Annotated in this window: 22 protein-coding genes; 14 read left to right on the top strand and 8 right to left on the bottom strand. The window is 71.0% G+C overall.

The features are described from left to right. Nucleotides 1–52: 52 nt before the first annotated feature. Entirely contained in the window at nucleotides 53–742 is a 690-nt protein-coding gene (gene aztA / locus ACIBI5_RS53400; RefSeq protein ID WP_397259411.1) for a zinc ABC transporter ATP-binding protein AztA, read from the bottom strand. 52 nt (nucleotides 743–794) lie between these two features. Between aztA and aztB the strand changes: the two genes are divergently transcribed. From aztB to ACIBI5_RS53375, 5 genes are all read left to right on the top strand, one after another. Beyond that, nucleotides 795–1622, top strand: a complete 828-nt coding sequence (gene aztB / locus ACIBI5_RS53395; protein ID WP_397259409.1) for a zinc ABC transporter permease AztB — start codon at nucleotides 795–797, stop codon at nucleotides 1620–1622. After that, the gene (locus tag ACIBI5_RS53390) at nucleotides 1622–2728 is read left to right on the top strand and encodes a hypothetical protein (RefSeq protein ID WP_397259407.1); all 1107 of its coding nucleotides are present in this window, start codon (nucleotides 1622–1624) and stop codon (nucleotides 2726–2728) included. The genes aztB and ACIBI5_RS53390 overlap by 1 nt, the downstream gene beginning before the upstream one ends. Further along, complete coding sequence (gene aztC / locus ACIBI5_RS53385; protein ID WP_397259405.1) at nucleotides 2725–3600, top strand: zinc ABC transporter substrate-binding protein AztC; 876 nt, start codon at nucleotides 2725–2727, stop codon at nucleotides 3598–3600. The genes ACIBI5_RS53390 and aztC overlap by 4 nt, the downstream gene beginning before the upstream one ends. A gap of 14 nt (nucleotides 3601–3614) precedes the next feature. After that, the gene (aztD, locus tag ACIBI5_RS53380; RefSeq protein ID WP_397259403.1) at nucleotides 3615–4745 is read left to right on the top strand and encodes a zinc metallochaperone AztD; all 1131 of its coding nucleotides are present in this window, start codon (nucleotides 3615–3617) and stop codon (nucleotides 4743–4745) included. A 326-nt stretch (nucleotides 4746–5071) separates the two neighbouring features. Next, entirely contained in the window at nucleotides 5072–5266 is a 195-nt protein-coding gene (locus ACIBI5_RS53375; protein ID WP_397259401.1) for a hypothetical protein, read from the top strand. Nucleotides 5267–5284: 18 nt separating this feature from the next. Here the strand turns inward: ACIBI5_RS53375 and ACIBI5_RS53370 are convergent, their stop codons facing one another. Further along, complete coding sequence (locus ACIBI5_RS53370; RefSeq protein ID WP_397259399.1) at nucleotides 5285–5716, bottom strand: DUF3995 domain-containing protein; 432 nt, start codon at nucleotides 5714–5716, stop codon at nucleotides 5285–5287. Between the two features lie 72 nt (nucleotides 5717–5788). Here ACIBI5_RS53370 and ACIBI5_RS53365 point away from each other — a divergent pair, with 72 nt between their 5' ends. Both ACIBI5_RS53365 and ACIBI5_RS53360 read left to right on the top strand, forming a co-directional pair. After that, a complete protein-coding gene (locus ACIBI5_RS53365) occupies nucleotides 5789–6253 on the top strand; it encodes a hypothetical protein (protein WP_397259398.1) in 465 nt (154 codons plus the stop codon). After that, nucleotides 6250–6738, top strand: a complete 489-nt coding sequence (locus ACIBI5_RS53360) for an RNA polymerase sigma factor (protein ID WP_397259396.1) — start codon at nucleotides 6250–6252, stop codon at nucleotides 6736–6738. Before ACIBI5_RS53365 ends, ACIBI5_RS53360 begins: the two co-directional genes overlap by 4 nt. A gap of 263 nt (nucleotides 6739–7001) precedes the next feature. Here ACIBI5_RS53360 and ACIBI5_RS53355 read toward each other — a convergent pair whose 3' ends face one another. Continuing rightward, entirely contained in the window at nucleotides 7002–7436 is a 435-nt protein-coding gene (locus ACIBI5_RS53355; protein ID WP_397259395.1) for an SRPBCC family protein, read from the bottom strand. Between the two features lie 46 nt (nucleotides 7437–7482). After that, the gene (locus tag ACIBI5_RS53350; RefSeq protein ID WP_397259393.1) at nucleotides 7483–8313 is read right to left on the bottom strand and encodes a helix-turn-helix domain-containing protein; all 831 of its coding nucleotides are present in this window, start codon (nucleotides 8311–8313) and stop codon (nucleotides 7483–7485) included. A gap of 291 nt (nucleotides 8314–8604) precedes the next feature. Between ACIBI5_RS53350 and ACIBI5_RS53345 the strand changes: the two genes are divergently transcribed. Together ACIBI5_RS53345 and ACIBI5_RS53340 are read left to right on the top strand one after the other, a co-directional pair. Continuing rightward, nucleotides 8605–8763 carry a hypothetical protein gene (locus tag ACIBI5_RS53345; protein WP_397259391.1) on the top strand — a complete coding sequence of 53 codons (159 nt, stop codon included), beginning with the start codon at nucleotides 8605–8607 and terminating at the stop codon, nucleotides 8761–8763. Nucleotides 8764–8867: 104 nt separating this feature from the next. Next, nucleotides 8868–9878 carry an alpha/beta fold hydrolase gene (locus ACIBI5_RS53340; protein ID WP_397259389.1) on the top strand — a complete coding sequence of 337 codons (1011 nt, stop codon included), beginning with the start codon at nucleotides 8868–8870 and terminating at the stop codon, nucleotides 9876–9878. On the opposite strand, the gene ACIBI5_RS53335 is transcribed toward ACIBI5_RS53340, so the two are convergent. Beyond that, entirely contained in the window at nucleotides 9844–11298 is a 1455-nt protein-coding gene (locus ACIBI5_RS53335; protein ID WP_397259387.1) for a hypothetical protein, read from the bottom strand. The genes ACIBI5_RS53340 and ACIBI5_RS53335 overlap by 35 nt on opposite strands. A 155-nt stretch (nucleotides 11299–11453) precedes the next feature. Between ACIBI5_RS53335 and ACIBI5_RS53330 the strand changes: the two genes are divergently transcribed. Genes ACIBI5_RS53330 through ACIBI5_RS53315 form a run of 4 tightly spaced genes read left to right on the top strand, consistent with a single transcriptional unit; the run spans nucleotide 11454 to nucleotide 15888 of the window. Then, nucleotides 11454–12221 carry an ABC transporter ATP-binding protein gene (locus ACIBI5_RS53330; protein WP_397259385.1) on the top strand — a complete coding sequence of 256 codons (768 nt, stop codon included), beginning with the start codon at nucleotides 11454–11456 and terminating at the stop codon, nucleotides 12219–12221. Then, a complete protein-coding gene (locus ACIBI5_RS53325; RefSeq protein ID WP_397259383.1) occupies nucleotides 12206–14026 on the top strand; it encodes a hypothetical protein in 1821 nt (606 codons plus the stop codon). Before ACIBI5_RS53330 ends, ACIBI5_RS53325 begins: the two co-directional genes overlap by 16 nt. A gap of 36 nt (nucleotides 14027–14062) precedes the next feature. Further along, on the top strand, nucleotides 14063–15271 hold the full coding sequence (locus tag ACIBI5_RS53320) for a sensor histidine kinase (RefSeq protein ID WP_397259381.1): 1209 nt from the start codon (nucleotides 14063–14065) through the stop codon (nucleotides 15269–15271). Further along, nucleotides 15268–15888 carry a response regulator gene (locus ACIBI5_RS53315; RefSeq protein ID WP_379612589.1) on the top strand — a complete coding sequence of 207 codons (621 nt, stop codon included), beginning with the start codon at nucleotides 15268–15270 and terminating at the stop codon, nucleotides 15886–15888. The genes ACIBI5_RS53320 and ACIBI5_RS53315 overlap by 4 nt, the downstream gene beginning before the upstream one ends. A gap of 326 nt (nucleotides 15889–16214) precedes the next feature. On the opposite strand, the gene ACIBI5_RS53310 is transcribed toward ACIBI5_RS53315, so the two are convergent. Next, nucleotides 16215–17399, bottom strand: coding sequence for an FAD-dependent oxidoreductase (locus ACIBI5_RS53310; RefSeq protein WP_397259379.1), 1185 nt, complete (start codon nucleotides 17397–17399; stop codon nucleotides 16215–16217). Between the two features lies 1 nt (nucleotide 17400). After that, entirely contained in the window at nucleotides 17401–17526 is a 126-nt protein-coding gene (locus ACIBI5_RS53305) for a hypothetical protein (RefSeq protein WP_397259377.1), read from the bottom strand. A 194-nt stretch (nucleotides 17527–17720) separates the two neighbouring features. On the opposite strand from ACIBI5_RS53305, the gene ACIBI5_RS53300 reads away from it, so the two are divergent. Next, nucleotides 17721–18362: a TetR family transcriptional regulator gene (locus ACIBI5_RS53300; protein WP_397259375.1), complete on the top strand. Its 642-nt coding sequence runs from the start codon at nucleotides 17721–17723 to the stop codon at nucleotides 18360–18362. Here ACIBI5_RS53300 and ACIBI5_RS53295 read toward each other — a convergent pair. Continuing rightward, nucleotides 18351–18548 carry a hypothetical protein gene (locus ACIBI5_RS53295; protein WP_397259373.1) on the bottom strand — a complete coding sequence of 66 codons (198 nt, stop codon included), beginning with the start codon at nucleotides 18546–18548 and terminating at the stop codon, nucleotides 18351–18353. The two genes, ACIBI5_RS53300 and ACIBI5_RS53295, sit on opposite strands and share 12 nt — an antisense overlap. Between the last annotated feature and the right edge of the window lie 183 nt (nucleotides 18549–18731).

The following is an 18731-nucleotide window of genomic DNA, read 5'->3' as shown; positions in this document are numbered from 1 at the left end:
CTCGGATAGGGCCGGCACGGCTGCGTGCTCGCCGTCGGCGACACCGCTTGGATCAGGAAACCGCACCGGAGAACGGGCCCAGGCGTGGTGCGGTCAGTACCTCGGCCGGTGTCCCCGCTGCGGCGAGACGTCCCTGATCGAGCAGGAGGCAGTGGTCCGCGCACTTCGCCATGCGCAGGTCGTGGGTGGCGTGGATGACCGTGGTCCCGTCGGCGCGCACCTCGTCGAGTACGTCGGAGATGCGCTGCCGGGCCTCCGCGTCAAGCCCTGTCGCGGGCTCGTCGAGCAGCAGGAGGTCAGGCTCTTGCGCCAGCCCCTGGGCCAGGAGCGCGCGCTGCCTCTGCCCGCCCGACAGCGCGCCCAGCCGGCGGCCCGCCAGTTCCCGGATCCCCAGCCGGGCCATGCACGCGTCGACCACCGCCCAGTCCTGCCGTGACAGCGGCCGCCACGCGCCACGGTGCGCCCAGCGGCCCATGGCCACCGTCTGCCGGACCGTGATCGGCAGCGTGTCGGACGCTTCACTGCGCTGCACCACGTAGCCGGGACGCCTGCCGCCGTCCCGCGACACCGTTCCCGACAGCGGCTTGACGACTCCGGCCAGTACGGCCAGCAGCGTCGACTTGCCGGAACCGTTCGGCCCCACCACGGCGGTGACGCCTGGTCCCGGGAAGCGGGCATCGAGGCCGTGCAGGACCGTCCGCCCGCCGTACCCCGCACTGAGATCGCTGATCGCGACGGTCACGGACACCTCCGAGTTGAAATTGATAATGGTTTTCATTGTAGAGTGCTTTGCCATGGATTGGTTGCTTGATCCGTTTCAGGTGTCGTTGGTGCGGCACGCCCTCATGGGCGGGATCCTCGTCTCCCTCATCTGCGCCCTCGCCGGGACGTGGGTGGTGCTGCGCGGCATGGCCTTCCTGGGCGACGCGATGTCGCACGGGATGCTGCTGGGAGTCGCGCTCGCCTCGCTCATCGGGGTCAATCTCCTGGCCGGAGCGTTGGTGAGCGCCGGTGCGATGGCGCTCGGCGTGAGCGCGATCAGCAGGTCGCCGAAGCTGTCGCAGGACACGAGCATCGGCCTGCTGTTCGCCGGGATGCTGGCGCTCGGCGTGATCGTGGTGTCGCACTCGGAGTCGTTCGCGGTGGATCTGACCGCGTTCCTCTTCGGAGACGTCCTCGGTGTGCGGCCGCGCGATCTGGTCCATCTGGCCGTCGCGCTCGGGGTCTGCGCGCTGGTCGCGCTGGCGGGTCATCGGCTCTTCGTCGCCCTGGCCTTCGACGCGCGCAAGGCCCACACGCTGGGCATGCGGCCGCGGCTGGCTCACGTGCTGCTGCTCGCCCTGCTCACGCTGGCGATCGTCGCGTCCTTCCACATCGTCGGCACCCTGCTCGTGTTCGGCCTGCTGGTGGCGCCGCCCGCGGCGGCGGCGCTGTGGGCGCGCCGCATCCCGATGATCATGCTGGGCGCCGCGGCGTTGGGCGTCGTCTCGACCGCGGCGGGGCTGGTGGTGTCGTGGCACGCCGGGACGGCCGCGGGGGCCACGATCGCCGCCGTCGCCGTGGCTCTGTTCTTCGTCTCCGCCATCGGTCGCGGGATCGCCGGAAGGAATCGCACGCAGTGATGAAGATCGCCCTCGCGGGGCTGCTGGTACTGGCCGGATGCGCCACCGAGCCTGCCGAGAACGCCGCTCCCCACGGCTACGTGGCCGGGGCGGAGGAGACCGCCGAGCCGCAGTACCGGCTCGTCCTGGCCGACGGCGCGAAGGCGCACGTCCTCGACCTGCTCAGCGGGAAGGTGTACGCCGCCGGCGAGGCCGGGGACGTCACGGGGGTCACCGGGGATGGACGGCACGCGTTCCTGTCCGGCGGCGCGCTGCGGATCGTCGATGGAGGTGCGTGGATGGTCGATCACGGCGACCACGTCCACTACTACAGGTCGGCCGTTCGCGATCTCGGCGAGGTCACCGGGCGGGGGCCGCACGAGGCGTTCAGCGACACGGCCGTCACGGCCGTGCGGTCCGGGGACGGCACGGTCAAGCTGCTCGACCGGGCCCGCCTGGACAAGGGGGACATCGCCCAGATCGGCGTCCTCTCGGCGGGTGGTCCCGTCGTGCCCTTCGCGGGGCATCTGCTCGTGGCCGATGGCGACGCCGTACAGGTGAGGACCAGGGCCGGGGCGCGGGTCCGCACGATCGGCGAGGGATGTCGTGAGCCGGAAGGCGCCGCTGTGACCCGCCGCGGCGTCGTCGTCGGGTGCGCCGACGGCGCCCTGGTCGTCGACGGGAACCTCGCGGGGAAGAAGATCGGGTATCCGGTACGCGGCGTGCGGGCGACGGAGTTCCATCACCGGCCGGGGAGCACCACGCTCGCCGCCATGGCCGGTGACCAGGGCATCTGGGTGCTCGACGTGACCCGCTCGACCTGGAAGCTGATCAGGAGCAAGGGCGTGGTCGCGGTGAACGCGGCCGGTGACGGCCTGCCCGTCCTGTCGCTGACCGGGGACGGAACGCTCCAGTCCCACGATCCCGCCACCGGGAAACGGACGGCGCGCACGAAGCTGCTGGCCGTACCGGAAAGTCCTGTCATTCAGGTGGACACGGCCCGCGCCTACGTCAACGACCCCGCGCGCAAGGCCGTCCACGAGATCGACTACAACGACAGGCTCAGACGGGCGCGGACGTTCAGGCTCGGCTTCGCGCCGCGGTACATGACGGAGATCGGCCGATGAGCCGCGTCGCCGCCGCCCTCCTGGCGATCGTCCTTCTGGCGGGCTGCGCGGCGGGGACCGGGAACGGCACGGGCATCGTCGTCACCACGAACATCCTCGGCGACATCACCCGCAACATCGTCGGCGACGAGGCTGAGGTGACCGTGCTGATGAAGCCGGACTCCGACCCGCACTCCTTCGGCATCTCCGCCCAGCAGGCCGCCCGGCTGGAAGACGCCGCCCTCGTCGTCTACAACGGCCTCGGGCTGGAGGAGGGCGTGCTGCGCAACGTCCGGGCCGCGCGCGAAGCGGCCGTCCCCACCCTCGCCGTCGGCGACGGCGTGATCGGCGACGCGGACGCCGATCCGCACTTCTGGGCCGATCCGCGGCAGGTCGCCAAGGCCGTCGACCTGATCGCCGAGCGCGTCATCGCGGAGGTCGACGGCATCGACGCCGCCCGGGTCCGCGCGAACGCGGCCGCCTACCGCGGACGCATCGCCGAACTGGACATCTGGATGGCCACCCAGATCGCCGCCATCCCCGCCGGCAACCGAAAGCTCGTGACAAACCACCATGTCTTCGGATATTTCGCCAAAAGGTATGGCTTCAGCGTGATCGGGGCGGTGATCCCCAGCGGTACCACGCTCGCCTCCCCGAGCGCCTCCGACCTGAAGTCGCTCGCCGACGCCATCAGGCGCGCCAAGGTCAAGGCGATCTTCGCCGACTCCTCCCATCCCGACCGCCTGGCCCAGGTCCTGGCCTCGGAGACCCGCCTGGACGTCCGCGTCGTCACCTTGTTCTCCGAGTCGCTCAGCCGGCGCGAACCGGGCGCCGCGACCTACCTGGACATGATGCGCACCAACACCACGGCCATCGTCACATCCCTCCAATGAAAGGTGTCTTCACCATGCGTTTCCCGACGCTCATCGCCGCCGGCCTCCTCCTGACCGCCTGCGGCACGACCACAAAGGCGGCGGCCCCGCCGCCGCCGGTCGCCGAACCGCTCGTCGCCACCTACGCCGGAGGCCTGTACGTCCTCGACGGCAAGACCCTGCGCCTGGCCAAGGACATCCCGCTGACCGGATACAACCGGGTCAACGCCGCCGGAGACGACCGTCACATGCTCGTCTCGACCGCCACCGGCTTCCGCGTCCTCGACGCCGTCTCCCCGGCGCTGAAGAACGACGAGTTCAAGGCCGCCAAGCCGGGACACGTGGTCAGGCACGGCGGCACCACGGTCCTGTTCGCCGACGGCAGCGGCGAGGTCACCCTCTTCGACCCCGCGCGGCTCGGCGAGGGCCTGCCCAAGGGGGAGGTCTACACCGCGGCCGCCCCGCACCACGGCGTGGCCATCGAGCTCGAGAACGGAGAACTCCTCGTCACCCTCGGCACGGAGGAGGAACGCCGCGGCATCGTCGTCCTGGACAAGAACAGGAAGGAACTCGCCCGCAGCGAGCAGTGCCCCGGCGTGCACGGCGAGGCCACCGCCAAGGACGAAGCCGTCGTCATCGGCTGCGAGAACGGCGTCCTCCTCTACAAGAACGGCAAGATCACCAAGGTCGCGAGCCCGGACACCTACGGCAGAATCGGCAACCAGTCAGGCACCGACATGTCGCCCGTCGTCCTCGGCGACTACAAGACCGACCCCGACGCCGAACTGGAACGTCCCACCCGCGTCTCGCTCATCGACACCGACACCGGCAAGCTGCGGCTCCTGGAGCTCGGCGCCGGCTACACCTTCCGCTCGCTGGCCCGCGGCCCGCAGGGAGAAGCCCTCGTCCTCGGCACCGACGGCAAGATCCACGTCATCGACCCGGTGGCGGCCAAGGTCGTCAGGACCATCCCGGTCCTCGGCGCCTGGACCGAGCCGCTGGACTGGCAGCAGCCCCGCCCGAACATCTTCGCCCGCGCCCAGACGGTGTTCGTCAGCGACCCGGCGAAGAAGCAGCTCCACGCGATCGACCTCGCCTCAGGCAAGATCCTCAAGACCGCGTCCCTCCCGAACACCCCCAACGAACTCAGCGGCGTCACCCGCTGAACCAGAGCCGTGCCGCGGGCGGGAACCCGTTCCCCGCCTTCGGATAAGTACGGTCGTGACATTCATTCCACACCAGGAACCGCCCACGGCGGGCCGGACGCTCTGGCGGGGTCCAGGGAGCTGAGAAGACCGGAGGCACGCGGAGACGTTGGCCAAGCGCGCGACGGCGGCGGCGGGGCAGGCGGACGTCTATCCGCGAGACGCCCAGTGGGTTTACGCCAGAAGAGACTTCTACCGATCGCCCAAGATCGCGCCCACGTCGGCCGCGTCGCCGGAGGGAGGAGGCGAGACCGGCTCGCGGCACACCACCGAAATGTGGACGCGGGGTGACGGCAAGGAGCGAGCCCAGCGGGACGAAGGCAGCGAAACGATCACCAGGCGTCGGGGCGGGGAAGATCACCGTCTACGTCGGTGGATCGGCCGCGCCGCCGCCGCACGGCGCGTTGCCCGAGGGTCAGGTGATCTTCGCGGTCGCTCAGGTGGCCGCCGGCATCGTCGACCACGCGGGGGAAGTCCCGTAGCGCGACGCCGGCCGCCGGTCAAACCCGCGCGCCCGTCCTCCGCGTACGCGCCAGGACGAGGCCCACCGAACCGGCCGCGATCAGGCAGACAGGCGTGTAGAGCAGGAGGTTGAGCCGGTAGAACGGCGTGCCGGTGTCGGTGCCGAGGCCGGAGGACCACACGAGCCCCAGCGCTCCCCGCACGAGCAGCCCCGCCCCGAGCGCGAACACGACCGCCTTCGCCGGCCACCCGCCCCGGCCCCTGGAGACCGCTACGATCGCGATCGCCGCCGTGGTCAGCAGAAGGATCAGCGGCAGCAGAACCCGGGGGGTGAAGGGCACGTCCATGTTGAGGACGGCCATCGACAGCGCACGGGGGTCGGACGCGGGCCTGACGAGCCAGTACAGGTGGGCCATGGCGTCGAGGACCAGGATGGCGGCGACGAAGGTGCCGAGACGTTTGGTGTTCATGCCCTCAAGGAGGCGGCGGATTCCCCGATGGTTCCATGGAACCTTTGGGAACCTCGCCGCCTCTGGACGTATATGAACTGGCCTGTCGTTGATCTGGACCCGGTGCGGCGCCTGCGCGCGCTGGCCGCCGCCATCCCGGGCGCGCACGTCGCCGAGCGCGTCATCCCGGCCCCCTTCGAGCTGATCTGGGAGGTGGCGAGCGACCTGGAGCGCGAGTTCGGCACGTTCGAGCCGGACATGCGGCACGTGCGGATCGTCGCCGACGACGGCCACGGGCGGCTGGTCGCCACGGCTCGCAGCAGGTACGGCATGCGCGCCCGATTCGCCGTCGACCTGCGACCGGGCTGGTGCTGGATGCAGTCCAGGTTCCTGCTCGTCGGCCTGGCGGCGACGGCCGTACCCGGTGGCACGCTCGTCGCGCAGACCGGAGGTCTTCGTGTGCCGGGGCGGTCCGCGCTGGTGCCGCTGGGCGTGAGGCCTGCCGGGCGCAAGGCGTTGGCGCGGCTGGCCGCCCGCGTCGAGGAGCGGTCCCGGTGACCGTCGAACGGGTCCTGGCCGCACAGCGCGGGGACACCATGGCCATGAGCGACCTGCTCGACGAGCTGACGCCGTACCTCGGCCGGATCTGCGGCCCCATCGCGCTCGACAGCGGACCCGACGCCGTCCAGGAGGCGCTGATCGCCGTCTTCAGGAACCTGCGCGGGCTGCGTGAGCCCGAGGCGCTGTACGGCTGGGCGCGGGCGATAGCCGTACGGGAAGCGGTGAGAATCGCCAGACGCGACGGCCGCGCCAGCCCCGCGGAGCTGGCCGAACTGCCGTCGCGGCAGGACGTGGAGAGCGCGGTGGACATCCGGGACGTCCTGGAACGGCTCTCGCCGGAACACCGGGCCGTGCTGATGCTGCGCGACCTCGAAGGCCTGGAGGAGGCGGCCGCCGCGCGGTTGCTGGAAGTGCCCGTGGGCACGGTCAAGTCGAGACTGGCGCGGGCACGGCGGAGATTCCGCCAGGCCTGGCAGTCGTGAGCCTCGCCGACCCCAGCACCCGGGCGCAGCCCCGGTCACGGCGGCACCGGCAACTCTCCTGATGACCGGAGGCGCGGGCACACGGACGTCGATCATCGGGCGCGGCAGGGGCGGGCCGCTGGAGGCGGACAGGGAGCCGGCTCTTCGTGTCCAGAACCGGCAATCGCGGCATCCGACGATTATCGAGGGCCCCGCCACAGCCACTCCACGAGGTGGAGCTCCTTGGACCCGGCCACTGGTCCGGTGCGGCCGTGGAAACGTGCCTAAGGCTGTGCGCCCTCCGCGGTCGCGCGCAGGGCGTGGATCTGGCCGGCGTCGGTGCGGCGGACGGCCAGGCGGATCAAGGGGGCGAACAGGGTCCAGGGGAATCCGGTCGTGGCGAGGTCGGCGGTCAGGTGGGCGCGGGTACGCGCGTCGCCGTCGAGCGGCTCCAGGCGGTAGACGTATCGGGCGGTGACTCCGCCCTGGATGGTCACCAGTGTGATCGAGCGTCCCTCGTCCAGATCGGCGATCTCACTGGTGCGGGTCTTGCCGCGGGCATGGAAGGTGATCGTCGAACCGGCGCGGGTGCCCGACTCGGCGTACATCGACTCCACGCCCTTCATCCATCGGGGAGCTCGTTCCCAGTCGGTCAGCACCTGCCACACGTCCCGCGCCGGCCGGTCGATGACGGCGTCGACGGCGAATGCCCGTTTCATGGCCCACAGTGTGACCGCCGGCCGCGGTAGGGGACTTGTACGGAATTCACATCTCGGGGACGAACCCCGGCTCGTTCTGCCCGGTGGCGTACGCGCCGCGCTGGGCGAGCACGTACGCGGACGGCGTCACCCCGCTGTGGCGCTTGAAATCCCTGATGAAGTGGCTCTGATCGAACCATCCCCACGCGGCGGCCAGTCCGGTCCAGTTCAGATCGGCGTGCACGTCCACATGATTCAGCAGCCGCCGCAGCCTGAGGATGCGCGCGAGGGAGCGCGGGGTCAGGCCGATGACGCGCACGAATTCCCGGTCCAGGTGGGCGGGGGTGATGCCGAGCTCGGCGGCCAGACCGGAGATGCGCCGTCGGGGATCGGCCTCCAGCGCGGCTACGGCGGTCGTACACCGTCGCCATCCGCGTGCCGGGGAGAGGCCGGCGCGCAGCGTGGCCTCGACGGAATCCAGGCAGGCAGCCGGGTCCGGGCGGGCGAGGAGTGCGGCGCGCAGCGCACGGGCGGGCGGCCAGACCGTCGTCAGGTCCACGACCCGCCCGCGCAGCGGAGCGGGATCGACGCCGAACAGCGCGCGGCAGCCGACCGGCGACGACACCACACCTACGGCGAGTGTCTCGGCGGTCGGGGCGTTGATCACCGGCTGGTCGTGCGGCCCGGTCAACCAGCCTTCCGCCGCCACGAACGCCGGTCCGTCGCCGTTGCGCGGCGTCTGCACGATCGGGGATCCGAGGACGAGCACCGCGACCGTTGATCCCGTCGGCGCGATCCGCTCCCGCGGGTACGGCATCCGCCCCCGGGCGAACCACACCGACTCCGTGAACGGCTCCAACACCCCCGTCGGCCGCCGCGTCACGAACTCGAACTCCATGCCCGTCAGTGTCGCGCCCCGAGGGCCGCCACGTCACCGTCGTACCGCGCGGTGCGCGGACGGATGTCGTGTCAGGTGTTCAGTCCCGCGCGGGAGTTCCCGCCGGCGGGGGCGCAGACGACCACGAGGTCGAAAGAGTGCGATCACCTGATCCGGCTGCGGGAAGCGGAGGCTCGCGCTCAACCCGGGTTGAGGAGACATCGTGATGCCCACTGCCGACCGGCGAAGGAGGGGTGACCAGGTGGCTGTCACGGACGCGCGGACCGTGGTGACGGTGCGGGAGCTGACGTCGTGGACACCCGGATGGCCGACATCGACGCGCAACTGGACCGCCTGGCCGCCGCCCGGCGGTACCTCGGCCACCTGAAGCAGTGCCACCACGGCCCGTCACTGGAGGACTGCCCCGAGTTCAGAGCCGGGATCCGGGTACCCGAGCCGGCGAAACACTGATCATCATCCGGTACGGCCGGCACCACAGCCCCAGGTCCGGCCCGGCGTGAGCCAGTTCACCTGCCATGACTGTCACAGGGCGGCACGCCAGTCCGTCCAGACGCATGAACGATTCCCCGACCACGCCGGAGATCACCATGGTTGGCCTTGAGAACGCACCGCAGACCACCGCCGCCCGACCGGCGTGCCGGCGCCGCCGGCTCGCGGCCGTGCCGGCGCTGCTGGTGACCGCGCTGCTGTTCGGCGCCTACGTCTGGCAGCCCGCCGAGGACGGGCGCGCCTTCCGCTCGCCCTACCTGGCCCAAGCCGGCTCACGCTACGCCGACACTCCCCTCGCCCGCTTCCACTACGTCCAGGCCGGATCCGGCACGCCGGTGATCCTGCTCTCGCCCGGCGGCACCTCGGTCATCGGCTGGAAGGACCAGCTCAACGCCCTGGCCCGCGATCACACGGTCTACGTCGCCGACCTGCCCGGCCAGGGCTACACCCGGGTGAAAGACCCGGACTTCGCCTTCGACCTGGACTCGATGGTCACCGCCGTCGGCGCGTTCATGGACGGTCTCGGTGTACGGCAGGCCGCGCTGGCCGGCAACTCCTGGAGCGGCGGCTGGGCCCTGGCCTTCGCGCAGCGCCACCCCGACCGCGTCACCAAGCTCGCCCTGCTGGACGCCACCGGCCTGGACCTGCCGGGCACCGTGATGTGGGAGTCCCTGAAGATCCCTGTCGTCGGCGAACTGGCCGTCAAGCTGTCCACCGGCAGGTCCACCGTGCGCGGCCTGGCCGAGGGCATGATGGTCAACAAGGGCCGCGTCACCGATCAGCTGGTGGACGAGTGGTGGGCGCCGATGACCTTCCATGACAACATCCGCGCCACGTACCTGCTGGAACGCCGCCTCGACTGGGCACAGACCGAACGCGCCCTGCCCGCCACCAGGACTCCGACGCTGGTGCTGTGGGGCAGGCAGGACACCGTTCAGCCGGTCGAGCGCGCCCGGCGGTTCGCCGACCTGCTCCCGAACGACCAGCTCGTGATCCTGGACGGCTGCGGCCACGCCCCCCAGCTGGACTGCCCGGACCCGGTCAATCGCCATCTGCGGACGTTCTTCGCCGGGTGAGGCAGGATTCGATCACCTGGGCGAGGAGGCAGAGCTTCGGGTTGCTCTTCGCGCTCTTCTGGATCCAGCGCACCACCGCCAGGTCATCGCCGGTCATCGAGGCCAGGGAGCATCGCAGGATGGGCTTGATCCTGGGCGATCTGGTCACGCGGGCGTAGCGGATCATCGCGCGGTCGACATCGAGGGCCGGCCTCAGGGCGGACAGTTCGGGCGGGTGGTGGCGGGCCAGGCGGGGCCCGTACTGGAGGACGTCGAGGAAAGGCCAGGTGAGCAGGTAGTCGCGCAGCTTCGCCCAGTCCTGCCAGGCGAGGAAGGTGTCGGCCGCGAAGAGCCGGTCCTCCGGTGACGCCGGGTTGACGATCGCGAGGAGGTCCAGGCCGCGGGCCTCGCGTAAGACCGCGCGGATCGGTTCGCGCAGCTGCGGATGCCGGTAGCCGGCCGTCAGCCGGCCGGTGTCGAGGGCGTCCAGGCGGCCGTTCAGCAGGTCGTGGATCATGTGGCCGCGGAGCGTGGGGGAGCGCTCGATGAGCACGCGGATCGCGCGTGGCAGGCGGGGGGAGACGAGGACCTCGATGAGCAGGTCCGCATCACCGACCACGCTCATGTCGTCCAAGGCCGGGTCGCTGACCTGGCTCCCGTGCCTCAGCAGGTGGCTGGACAGCTCTCGGGTGGGGCCGGCCAGCCACAGCCGCCAGCCGTGCCCGCTCGCCTCGGGGTCGAGCCGGGTGTGGTTGCCGAACAGCGCCGGCCAAGGTTCTCCGCCGCGCAGCGCCTGGGACCACAGGGCCGCGAGCTCGCCCCCGCGGGCGGTGCGGCACCGGTCCCGGGCGAGGTCGGCGGTCGGCGCGTGCTCGCTGCGCCGGGCGGCCTGCACGAGGTCGATGGGCATGAGGCGCTTCAGCATCCTGGCGAAGGGCGCGAAGTCCTGATCGTCTCGGCGCAGGCTCTGGCGGAGGAACCAGTCCTCCAGTTCCAGCTTCCTGAGATGCTCGGCGATGATCGTGTGGGGCCACAGGAGCCCGGGGACGGGCGTGGTCACGGACTCGCCGATCTCCAGGAAGCCGTCCCGGTCGCCGACCGCCAGCCGTACCTTGGCCAGGTGGGCGTGGCCGTGGGGCGCCAGGTCGCGCGCCGTCAGTTCGTGCAGCAGCTTGAGCGCCGCGTCCGGGTCGTGCCAGTCGGGGTGGAACAGCCTGTCGATCACCTTCTGGTCGCCTCGGGCGATGATCGCCTCCAGCGCGGTGGCGCGTACGACGGGGATGCCCTGAAGCACGGAGTGCACCAGTTCGTCGTCGATCAGGCCCGTGCGCCGCAGGACGTCCCAGATGGCCGGGTCGCCACCCGTGCGCCAGCGCCGCCACAACGTGCGGATCGCCGCCGGGTCCCCGCGCCTGGCCCGGAAGGACAGCCACCAGATCACCCATCGAGAATGGTGCAGGGAAACGCCGCTGGGCAAGGGGCGTCCGGGCGAACCAGCCGCTTCCGGCATCAACCGATCGGCTGATGCCGGAATCCACCACTCCGCTCTCCGGCCGGACGATCCGCCACCCATGCTCCCCGCGCGATTCTCAGGACATGCCCACACACCAGGAGCCCGCTCTCCGCACCATCGGACTCCGCAAAGCCTTCGGCGACCACGTGGCCGTCGACGACATCCACCTCACCGTCCCCGCGGGATCCTTCTACGGCCTGGTCGGCCCCAACGGCGCCGGCAAGACCACCACCCTGGCGATGGCCGTCGGCCTGCTCCGCCCCGACGCCGGCAGCGCCGAGATCTTCGGCGTCGACGTCTGGCGCGACACCGTCCAGGCCAAGCACCTGATCGGCGTGCTGCCCGACGGGAACGCCATGCCGGAACGGCTCACCGGCCGCGAGGTTCTCACCTACCTCGGCCTGCTGCGGGGCCTGCCGCCCGCCGTCGTCGCCGAGCGCACCGACGAACTCCTCCACGTCCTCGAGCTCGACGCCGCCGAGCGGACCCTGGTCATCGAATACTCCACCGGCATGCGCAAGAAGATCGGCCTGGCCATCGCCCTCCTGCACGCGCCCCGCCTGCTCGTCCTGGACGAGCCCTTCGAGGCCGTCGACCCCGTCTCCGCGGCCACGATCAAGACCATCCTGCGAAGGTTCGCCGGCAACGGCGGCTCCGTGATCATCTCCAGCCACGTCATGGCCCTCGTCGAGCAGCTCTGCGACCACGTCGGCGTCATCTCCGACGGCCGGGTCGTGGCCGCCGGGCCACTGGCGGAGGTACGCGGCGCCGCGACCCTGGAGGACGCCTTCGTCGACCTCGTCGGCGCCCGCACCGGAGGAACGGAGGGCCTGGCATGGCTCACGGCCTGACCCTCGGCCCGACCGCCTTGGCGCGGCACATGATCCGCATGCGGCTGGCGCTCATGCGCAACTCCCTGCGCGGCGACAACGCCACCAACCTCTACACCGGCGTCTCGGCCGGGCTGATTCTGGCCTTCGGCACCATCGCCGTCGCCGTTCTGTGGCCCGTCCACCTGCCCGTCACCCTGGCCGTGTGGCTCGCCGGCTGGATCTTCGGCCCCATCTTCATCGGGGGCGGCAACGAGGCCCTCCGCCCCGAATACTTCTCCATGCTCCCGGCCACGCCGGGCCGGATCGCGGCGGCGCTGCTCGCCGGAGCCTTCGCGGGCCCCGCACCTGCCATCAATCTCGTCGCCCTGCTGTCCCTGCCCGTGTACGGCTGGCGCTTCGGCCCGGCCGGAGTGCTCATCGGCCTGGTGGCAGCCGTCACCACGCTCATCACGATGGTGATGATCTCCCGCGTCATCGTGGCGCTCATCGGCCTGTTCGTCAGATCCCGCGCCACCGCGGCCGCCGTCGGCATCGTGACCGGCACCGCCATCGCCCTGTGCAGCAACGGCTGGGCGCCCGTCGCGGCGCTGGGCGGCACCGACACCTCCGCGTGGTCCCAGGTCCTCGTGCGCGTCCTGCCCTCCGGATGGGGTGTGGCCGCCATCGAAGCCCCCTGGCCCCTGGCCCTCGCCATCCTCGTCGCCGGCGCCGGCGTGATCGCCCTCCTCCTGGCCGCCTGGGCCGGCCTGTTGTCGCGACGCGTCGTCTCGGCCGCACGCGGAGGCGTGCCACCCCGCCGCGGCACCCCCCGCCCTCTCCCCAGCACCGGCGGCGCCCGCATCACCGCCGCCAAGGAACTGCGCGCCTGGTGGCGCGACCTCGTCCGCATCCAGCTGCTCGCCACCGCCTTCTCCTACGCCATCGTCACCCCCCTCCTGCTCCTCGCCCTCGACGCCTGGATCATGGTCCCCTTCGCGGGACTCATCGCGATCGTGATGGCCGCCGCGTCCTCGGCCAACCTCTACGGCTCCGACGGCACCGCGCTCTGGCTCACCCTCCTGACCCCCGGCGCGGAACGCGCGGACGTCCGCGGCCGCCAGCTCGCCTGGCTCCTCGTCGTCGGCCCGGCAGCAGTGCTCCTCTCCCTGGCCGGCACCCTCGTCAGCGGCCTGGCCTGGGCCTGGCCGTGGGTACTCGGCCTGCTCCCCGCCCTGCTCGGCGGCGGCGCCGGGATCATCGTCCTGCTCGCCGTCACCTCGCTCGTCCCCGGCACCGACCCCCACAAGCGCGGCGGCAACCCGCTCAGCACCGGCGCCGACGAAACCGCCGAAACCAGCCTCGCCTGGCTCGTGCTCGTCGCGGTCCCCGCCACCGGCCTGCCCGCGGCCGGCGCCATCCTCCTTCACCCCTGGGCCGGCATCGCCACCGGTGTGCTGACCGGCGCCCTCAGCGCCTGGGGTTTCGGCAGGATCGCGTACCGCAGACTCGAGAACCACGGGATCGACCTGCTCAACCTCATGAAGCACGGCCCGGCGCCCGAGGCCGGCAAACCCGCCGCCGCGGACCTCCCCGTCCTGCACCGCATCGGCGTCACGATCAGCTACGCCATCGCCTGGCTTCCCCTGTTCCCCCAGGGTCTCGTGCCCTTGGTCATGAAGATCTTCGGCATCGGGGGTCCCGGGTGGTTCCTCGCCCTTCATCTCCCGCCGATCTGGCAATGGCCCACCGTCATCTTCATGATCGCCCTGGGGCTGCTCATGTACGGCTACGCCATCCTCATCCCCATGCGCCTAAACTCGCCCTCGACCACCACCACCAGGTGATACCCGTCCATACCCCGAGAGGAGGGCGAGCCCCGGATGAACGACCCCTTCCCGATCTCCACCTGGGAACGACGCTTCGAGCGCGTCGTCGAGATCGTCCCGTACATCACCCTCGGCGCCTCCCTCGTCATCAGCCTGGCCGCACCCGACCGGCACGAAGGCGGGATCCCCCGTACTCTCGCGCTCACCGCCCTGGCCCTCGCCTGGATTCTCGGCGCCCGCACCCTCATCCCCGCCGCGGTGCGCCGGCGCAGGGCCGCCGTCACCATTCACTTCGCCGGCGTCCTGGCCACCGCCGCGCTGCTGACCCTCCACCACCCGAGCTTCATCATCTACTGCATCTCCGGCTTCTTCCTCGCCGCCCACTTCGCTCCTTCCCGGTGGACCTTCGCCGCCGTCGCCGCCACCTCCTTCGTCCTGTACGGCTCGTCGCTCGACTGGAGCCAGGCCACCCTCCAGCTCATCGTCTTCTACCTGGCGATCATCGCCGTGCAGACCGTCGCCATCGGCGGCGGTTCCATCGCAGGCATCAAGATCGAGGACCGGCAGCGCAAATATCGGAAGGCGGTCAGCGACCTCCAGACCGCCCTGGAGGAGAACGCCGGCCTCCACGCCCAGCTCCTCACCCAAGCCCACCAGGCCGGCATCCTCGACGAACGCCAGCGCATGGCACGCGAGATCCACGACACCCTCGCCCAGGGCCTCACCGGCATCATCACCCAGCTACGCGCCGCCCAGCGCGTCGAGGACTCCGACACCCACGTCGAACTCGCGCTCAACCTCGCCCGGGAAAGCCTCACCGAAGCCCGTCGCTCGGTCGCCGCCCTGCAGCCCCACCAGCTTGAGGACGCCCACCTCCCCGAAGCCATGACCACCCTGGCCCGCAACTGGACCCAGACCACCGGCGTCGACCTCCACGTCGAAGTGACCGGCGACCGCGTCCCCCTCAGCCCCGCCATCGAGGTCACCCTGTTCCGCGTCGCCCAGGAAGCCCTCGCCAACGTCGCCAAGCACGCGGGCGCCACCCGCGCCGGCCTCACCCTCTCCTACACCGGCGCCGTCGTCCTGCTCGACATCCGCGACGACGGCAGCGGCATCCACAACCCCAGCGGCAAAGGATTCGGCCTCAGCAGCATGAGACAACGCCTACGCGGCGTCGGCGGCACCCTCGAGATCGAGAGCACACCCGGCGAGGGCACCGCCGTCAGCGCCACCGTTCCCGCACTCCAAGGAAACCCCCGGTGATCCGCCTCCTCATCGTCGACGACCACCCGATCGTCCGCGACGGCCTGCGCGCCGCCTTCGAAGCCGAACCCGACATCCACGTCGCCGGCGAAGCCGCCAACGGCCGCGAAGGCATCGACCGCGCCGCCGTACTCGAGGTCGACATCGTCCTCATGGACCTGCGCATGCCCGAAATGGACGGCGTCAGCGCCATCACCGCCCTGCGCCACTCCCATCCCCACATCAAGGTCCTCGTCCTGACCACCTTCGACGGCGACTCCGACGTCCTGCCCGCCATCGAAGCCGGCGCCACCGGCTACCTCCTCAAGGACGCCCCCACCGACGAACTCCTGCGTGCCGTACGCGCTGCCGCCGCGGGCGAGCCGGTCCTGTCCCCTTCGGTCGCCGGCCGCCTGATGGGCCAGGTACGCCGGCCCGTGAAGGCCGCCCTCACCGACCGCGAACTCCAGGTCCTCGCCCTCGTCGCGGACGGCGCCTCCAACCGCCAGGCGGCCGCCAAACTGTTCATCAGCGAGGCCAGCATCAAGACCCACCTGCTGCACATCTACGACAAGCTCGGAGTCCGCGACCGCGCCGCCGCCGTAGGCGAGGGCTATCGCCGGGGCCTGCTCAGTTAACCGCCTGCCCGCGCAACCGTGGCTCCGGTGAAGGCCAGGCCGATACGCGCTCCCGCCTGCCGTCCCCGCCCACTGTGAACGTGGCGATGTCAGGAGAGCAGCTCAGCGCGGCCATGCGGGACCGCGGGCAACGATCGTCGCGGGTTTCGCCACCCCTTAGAGGGTCGCGGCTCGCGCTGCTGAGCGTCAGCTCTCCACGCGCGTCTTCAGCGCCTCGTTCAGGCGTACGAAGTTCCTCTCGGTATGCCTACAGCGCACAGGATGGGGTGATCAAGAGGCTCAAGGGACCCCTCGTCTTCCCCCGCCGCCGACCACGCAGACGGTCGTCATCGGATGATCTTCCGGGCGAAGGCGTCGATCGCTCGCGTCGAGGACTCCACGGCTGCGAAGCCGCGTTCGAGCATGGCGTGTTCGTACGCGCCGATCGCCTCCGGCAGGCTGCCGCGGCCCCGCCGGGCGTCGATCAGGTGCCGGGCCAGGTCGGCGGCGTCGGTGAGCGCGGTGTTCGCGCCGGAGCCGCGGGAGGGCGGCATGGCGTGGATCGCGTCGCCGAGCAGGGTGACGTGGTCGCTGTCCCAGGCGGGGACGGCGACCGAGGTACCGATCGACAGGTGGAAGGTGTGCTCGGGCCAGGCTTGCTCGACGACGCGGCGCAGGGCGGGGTGCGCGGTCGTGGTGAGGCCGAGGGCCCGCCGGTGCAGGCCGGAGGCGGGCAGGGCGGCGTCCGCGGCGGTGAGCCGGTCGCGCTGCACGGTGATCGCCCACATGACGAAGTCCTCGGTGTCGGTGAGGCGAAGGCCGGGCGCCAGGCGTCCGGCGGCGGCCGGAGGCGGGTTCCCGAAGCGCATGTAGCCGATCATCATGGCCGGGTCCATGCCGGTGACGGCGGCGAACGCGTTGTGGAGCCCGTCCGGCAGCGAGCGTTCGATGCCGGCGGTGACCGGGGTCTTGCCGCCGATCCAGCGGATGTCCAGGTCGTCGATCCGTGCCTGGGGAAGGCGCAGCCGGCGTACGGCGGAGCCGATCCCGTCGGCGCCGACGAGGACGTCACCGCTCACATGGGTGCCGTCGGCGAAGCAGGCCCGCACGTCATGGTCGTAGTGGGTGAGGGCCTTGCCGTAATGGACGACGTCGTCCAGGCCGGCGAGCATGATCTCGCGCAGGGTGGATCTGCTGACCGCCCTGCCCTTCTTGATGATCGAGGCGTCGTCGGGCAGCGGGGGGACCGGGATCTCCCGAAGGTGTTCGCCTGCGGCGTCGATCAGCATCAGGCGTTCGCTGGGCTGGCCGCGGGTGGCCTCGTACAGGTCGAAGAGGTGCTCGGGCAGGCAGGCGCGCAGGGCGTCCTCGCCGCGTTCGTCGAGGTGCACGCGATGCCCCTGGGCCCGGCTGTACGGGCCGGCGTCGCGTTCGAAGACCAGCACGTCGACGCCCGCCCGGCGCAGGCCCTGGGCCAGGCAGAGCCCGCCCAGGCCGGCGCCCGCGATGAGCACGCGCAGCGGTTGGTTCATGTCAGAGCCTTTCTCTGTGTCTCGACGGGCAGATGAGCGTGTCGGCCACGACCAGGCCGCCGCTGTCGTGTCCGAGCTCGATGACGCGGACCGGCCGCACCAGCCCCGCTCCACGCGGCACCGCCATGGTGCGCGGGTTGAGCCGGTGGTTTCGGGCCCTCTGGGTACGTCCCGTTCGTACCGGCCGAGGAGAGCCGCCATGGTCAGCCCGCTGAGGCCGCCGCCGGCGATCAATACATCCATTCTTCATCACTCGTTGGAGAATCTAGCGCCACGGCACTCATACTTCAACGTGTGTTGGAGAAAATGTAGAATCAGGACATGAGCGGACGATCAGGCCGATGGCGCAGCGGGGAGAAGAGCCGCCACAAGATCCTGGAGGCGGCTCGTGTCCGATTCGCCGGTGACGGCTACGATCGCGCCACCGTGCGGGCCATCGCCGCCGACGCCGGTGTGGATCCGTCCATGATCAGCTACTTCTTCGGAGGCAAGGACAAGCTGTTCGCCGCCGTGCTCGAGGCGCCCGGCAGCCCGCGTGAGCCGGTGGCCGCGCTGCTGGCCCACGGCGTCGACGGCGCCGGCGCCGAACTGGTCCGGCGCTTCCTGCAGGTGTGGGACGCCGGCGCGAGCCTGGAGCCGATCCTGACCTTGACCATGTCCGCAGGCAGCCAGGATCCGTCGGCGCGGATGTTGCGCGAGTTCATCGACAAGGAGTTCACGGCTCAGGTCGTCGACAGACTCGAAGGCCCCGACGCGGCGATGCGCGGCGCGCTCGTCACCGCTCAGCTCATGGGTCTGGCCGTGGCCAGGTACGCCGTGCGCGTCGAACCGATCGCCTCAGCCGGTCACGATGCGATCGTGACGTGGGCGGGGCCGATCGTTCAATCCATGCTCGACGGTACGGCCACGCCCGATCGCACAGGTGCGATCGTCAGTGGCGGCCCCGCACCGTCACTGAGCTGAGCGGCCAAGATAGCGGCGCAGGGCCTCTCGCCCACCCGGAACGAACGGCCCTCGATCGACCACCTTCCGCAGTTCGAACATCGTCGTCGCGATCCGATGCAGCCACCGCCGGCGCACCGCCTCCGCGCGCTCCACGACTTCCAGCACGCGGTCCTGTTCGTCCACCCGCTCGATCAGCTCGCCCATGCGGTACACGGTGGCAGCCGCCACTGACAACCCGGCGACCTTCGTCACGGAACCGGTGATCTGCGGGGCCCCGGTGCGCGAATGACCTGAGTAGTCCGCGCGGGCCACTCATCGATCAGTGTCTACCTGATGAGGAGATCAGATGCGACGACGACTGAGCGCCGTCTTCGTGCTGCTGGCCGC

The sequence above is a fragment of the Nonomuraea sp. NPDC050540 genome (assembly GCF_044457485.1).
Classification (GTDB): Bacteria; Actinomycetota; Actinomycetes; order Streptosporangiales; family Streptosporangiaceae; genus Nonomuraea.
Note: the sequence above shows the minus strand (reverse complement) of the source record. Positions and strands in the feature narration are given on the sequence as shown.

Bases quoted from the DNA above. Each gene is read 5' to 3' on its own strand.
- ACIBI5_RS53300 (WP_397259375.1), top strand. From the start codon at position 17,721: ATGAGCGGACGATCAGGCCGATGGCGCAGCGGGGAGAAGAGCCGCCAC.
- ACIBI5_RS53310 (WP_397259379.1), bottom strand. From the start codon at position 17,399: ATGAACCAACCGCTGCGCGTGCTCATCGCGGGCGCCGGCCTGGGCGGG.
- ACIBI5_RS53355 (WP_397259395.1), bottom strand. From the start codon at position 7,436: ATGAAACGGGCATTCGCCGTCGACGCCGTCATCGACCGGCCGGCGCGG.
- aztD (WP_397259403.1), top strand. From the start codon at position 3,615: ATGCGTTTCCCGACGCTCATCGCCGCCGGCCTCCTCCTGACCGCCTGC.
- ACIBI5_RS53330 (WP_397259385.1), top strand. From the start codon at position 11,454: ATGCCCACACACCAGGAGCCCGCTCTCCGCACCATCGGACTCCGCAAA.
- aztB (WP_397259409.1), top strand. From the start codon at position 795: ATGGATTGGTTGCTTGATCCGTTTCAGGTGTCGTTGGTGCGGCACGCC.
- ACIBI5_RS53350 (WP_397259393.1), bottom strand. From the start codon at position 8,313: ATGGAGTTCGAGTTCGTGACGCGGCGGCCGACGGGGGTGTTGGAGCCG.
- ACIBI5_RS53305 (WP_397259377.1), bottom strand. From the start codon at position 17,526: ATGGCGGTGCCGCGTGGAGCGGGGCTGGTGCGGCCGGTCCGCGTCATC.
- ACIBI5_RS53320 (WP_397259381.1), top strand. From the start codon at position 14,063: ATGAACGACCCCTTCCCGATCTCCACCTGGGAACGACGCTTCGAGCGC.
- ACIBI5_RS53370 (WP_397259399.1), bottom strand. From the start codon at position 5,716: ATGAACACCAAACGTCTCGGCACCTTCGTCGCCGCCATCCTGGTCCTC.
- ACIBI5_RS53340 (WP_397259389.1), top strand. From the start codon at position 8,868: ATGAACGATTCCCCGACCACGCCGGAGATCACCATGGTTGGCCTTGAG.
- aztC (WP_397259405.1), top strand. From the start codon at position 2,725: ATGAGCCGCGTCGCCGCCGCCCTCCTGGCGATCGTCCTTCTGGCGGGC.
- ACIBI5_RS53295 (WP_397259373.1), bottom strand. From the start codon at position 18,548: ATGGGCGAGCTGATCGAGCGGGTGGACGAACAGGACCGCGTGCTGGAA.
- ACIBI5_RS53390 (WP_397259407.1), top strand. From the start codon at position 1,622: ATGAAGATCGCCCTCGCGGGGCTGCTGGTACTGGCCGGATGCGCCACC.
- ACIBI5_RS53325 (WP_397259383.1), top strand. From the start codon at position 12,206: ATGGCTCACGGCCTGACCCTCGGCCCGACCGCCTTGGCGCGGCACATG.
- ACIBI5_RS53365 (WP_397259398.1), top strand. From the start codon at position 5,789: ATGAACTGGCCTGTCGTTGATCTGGACCCGGTGCGGCGCCTGCGCGCG.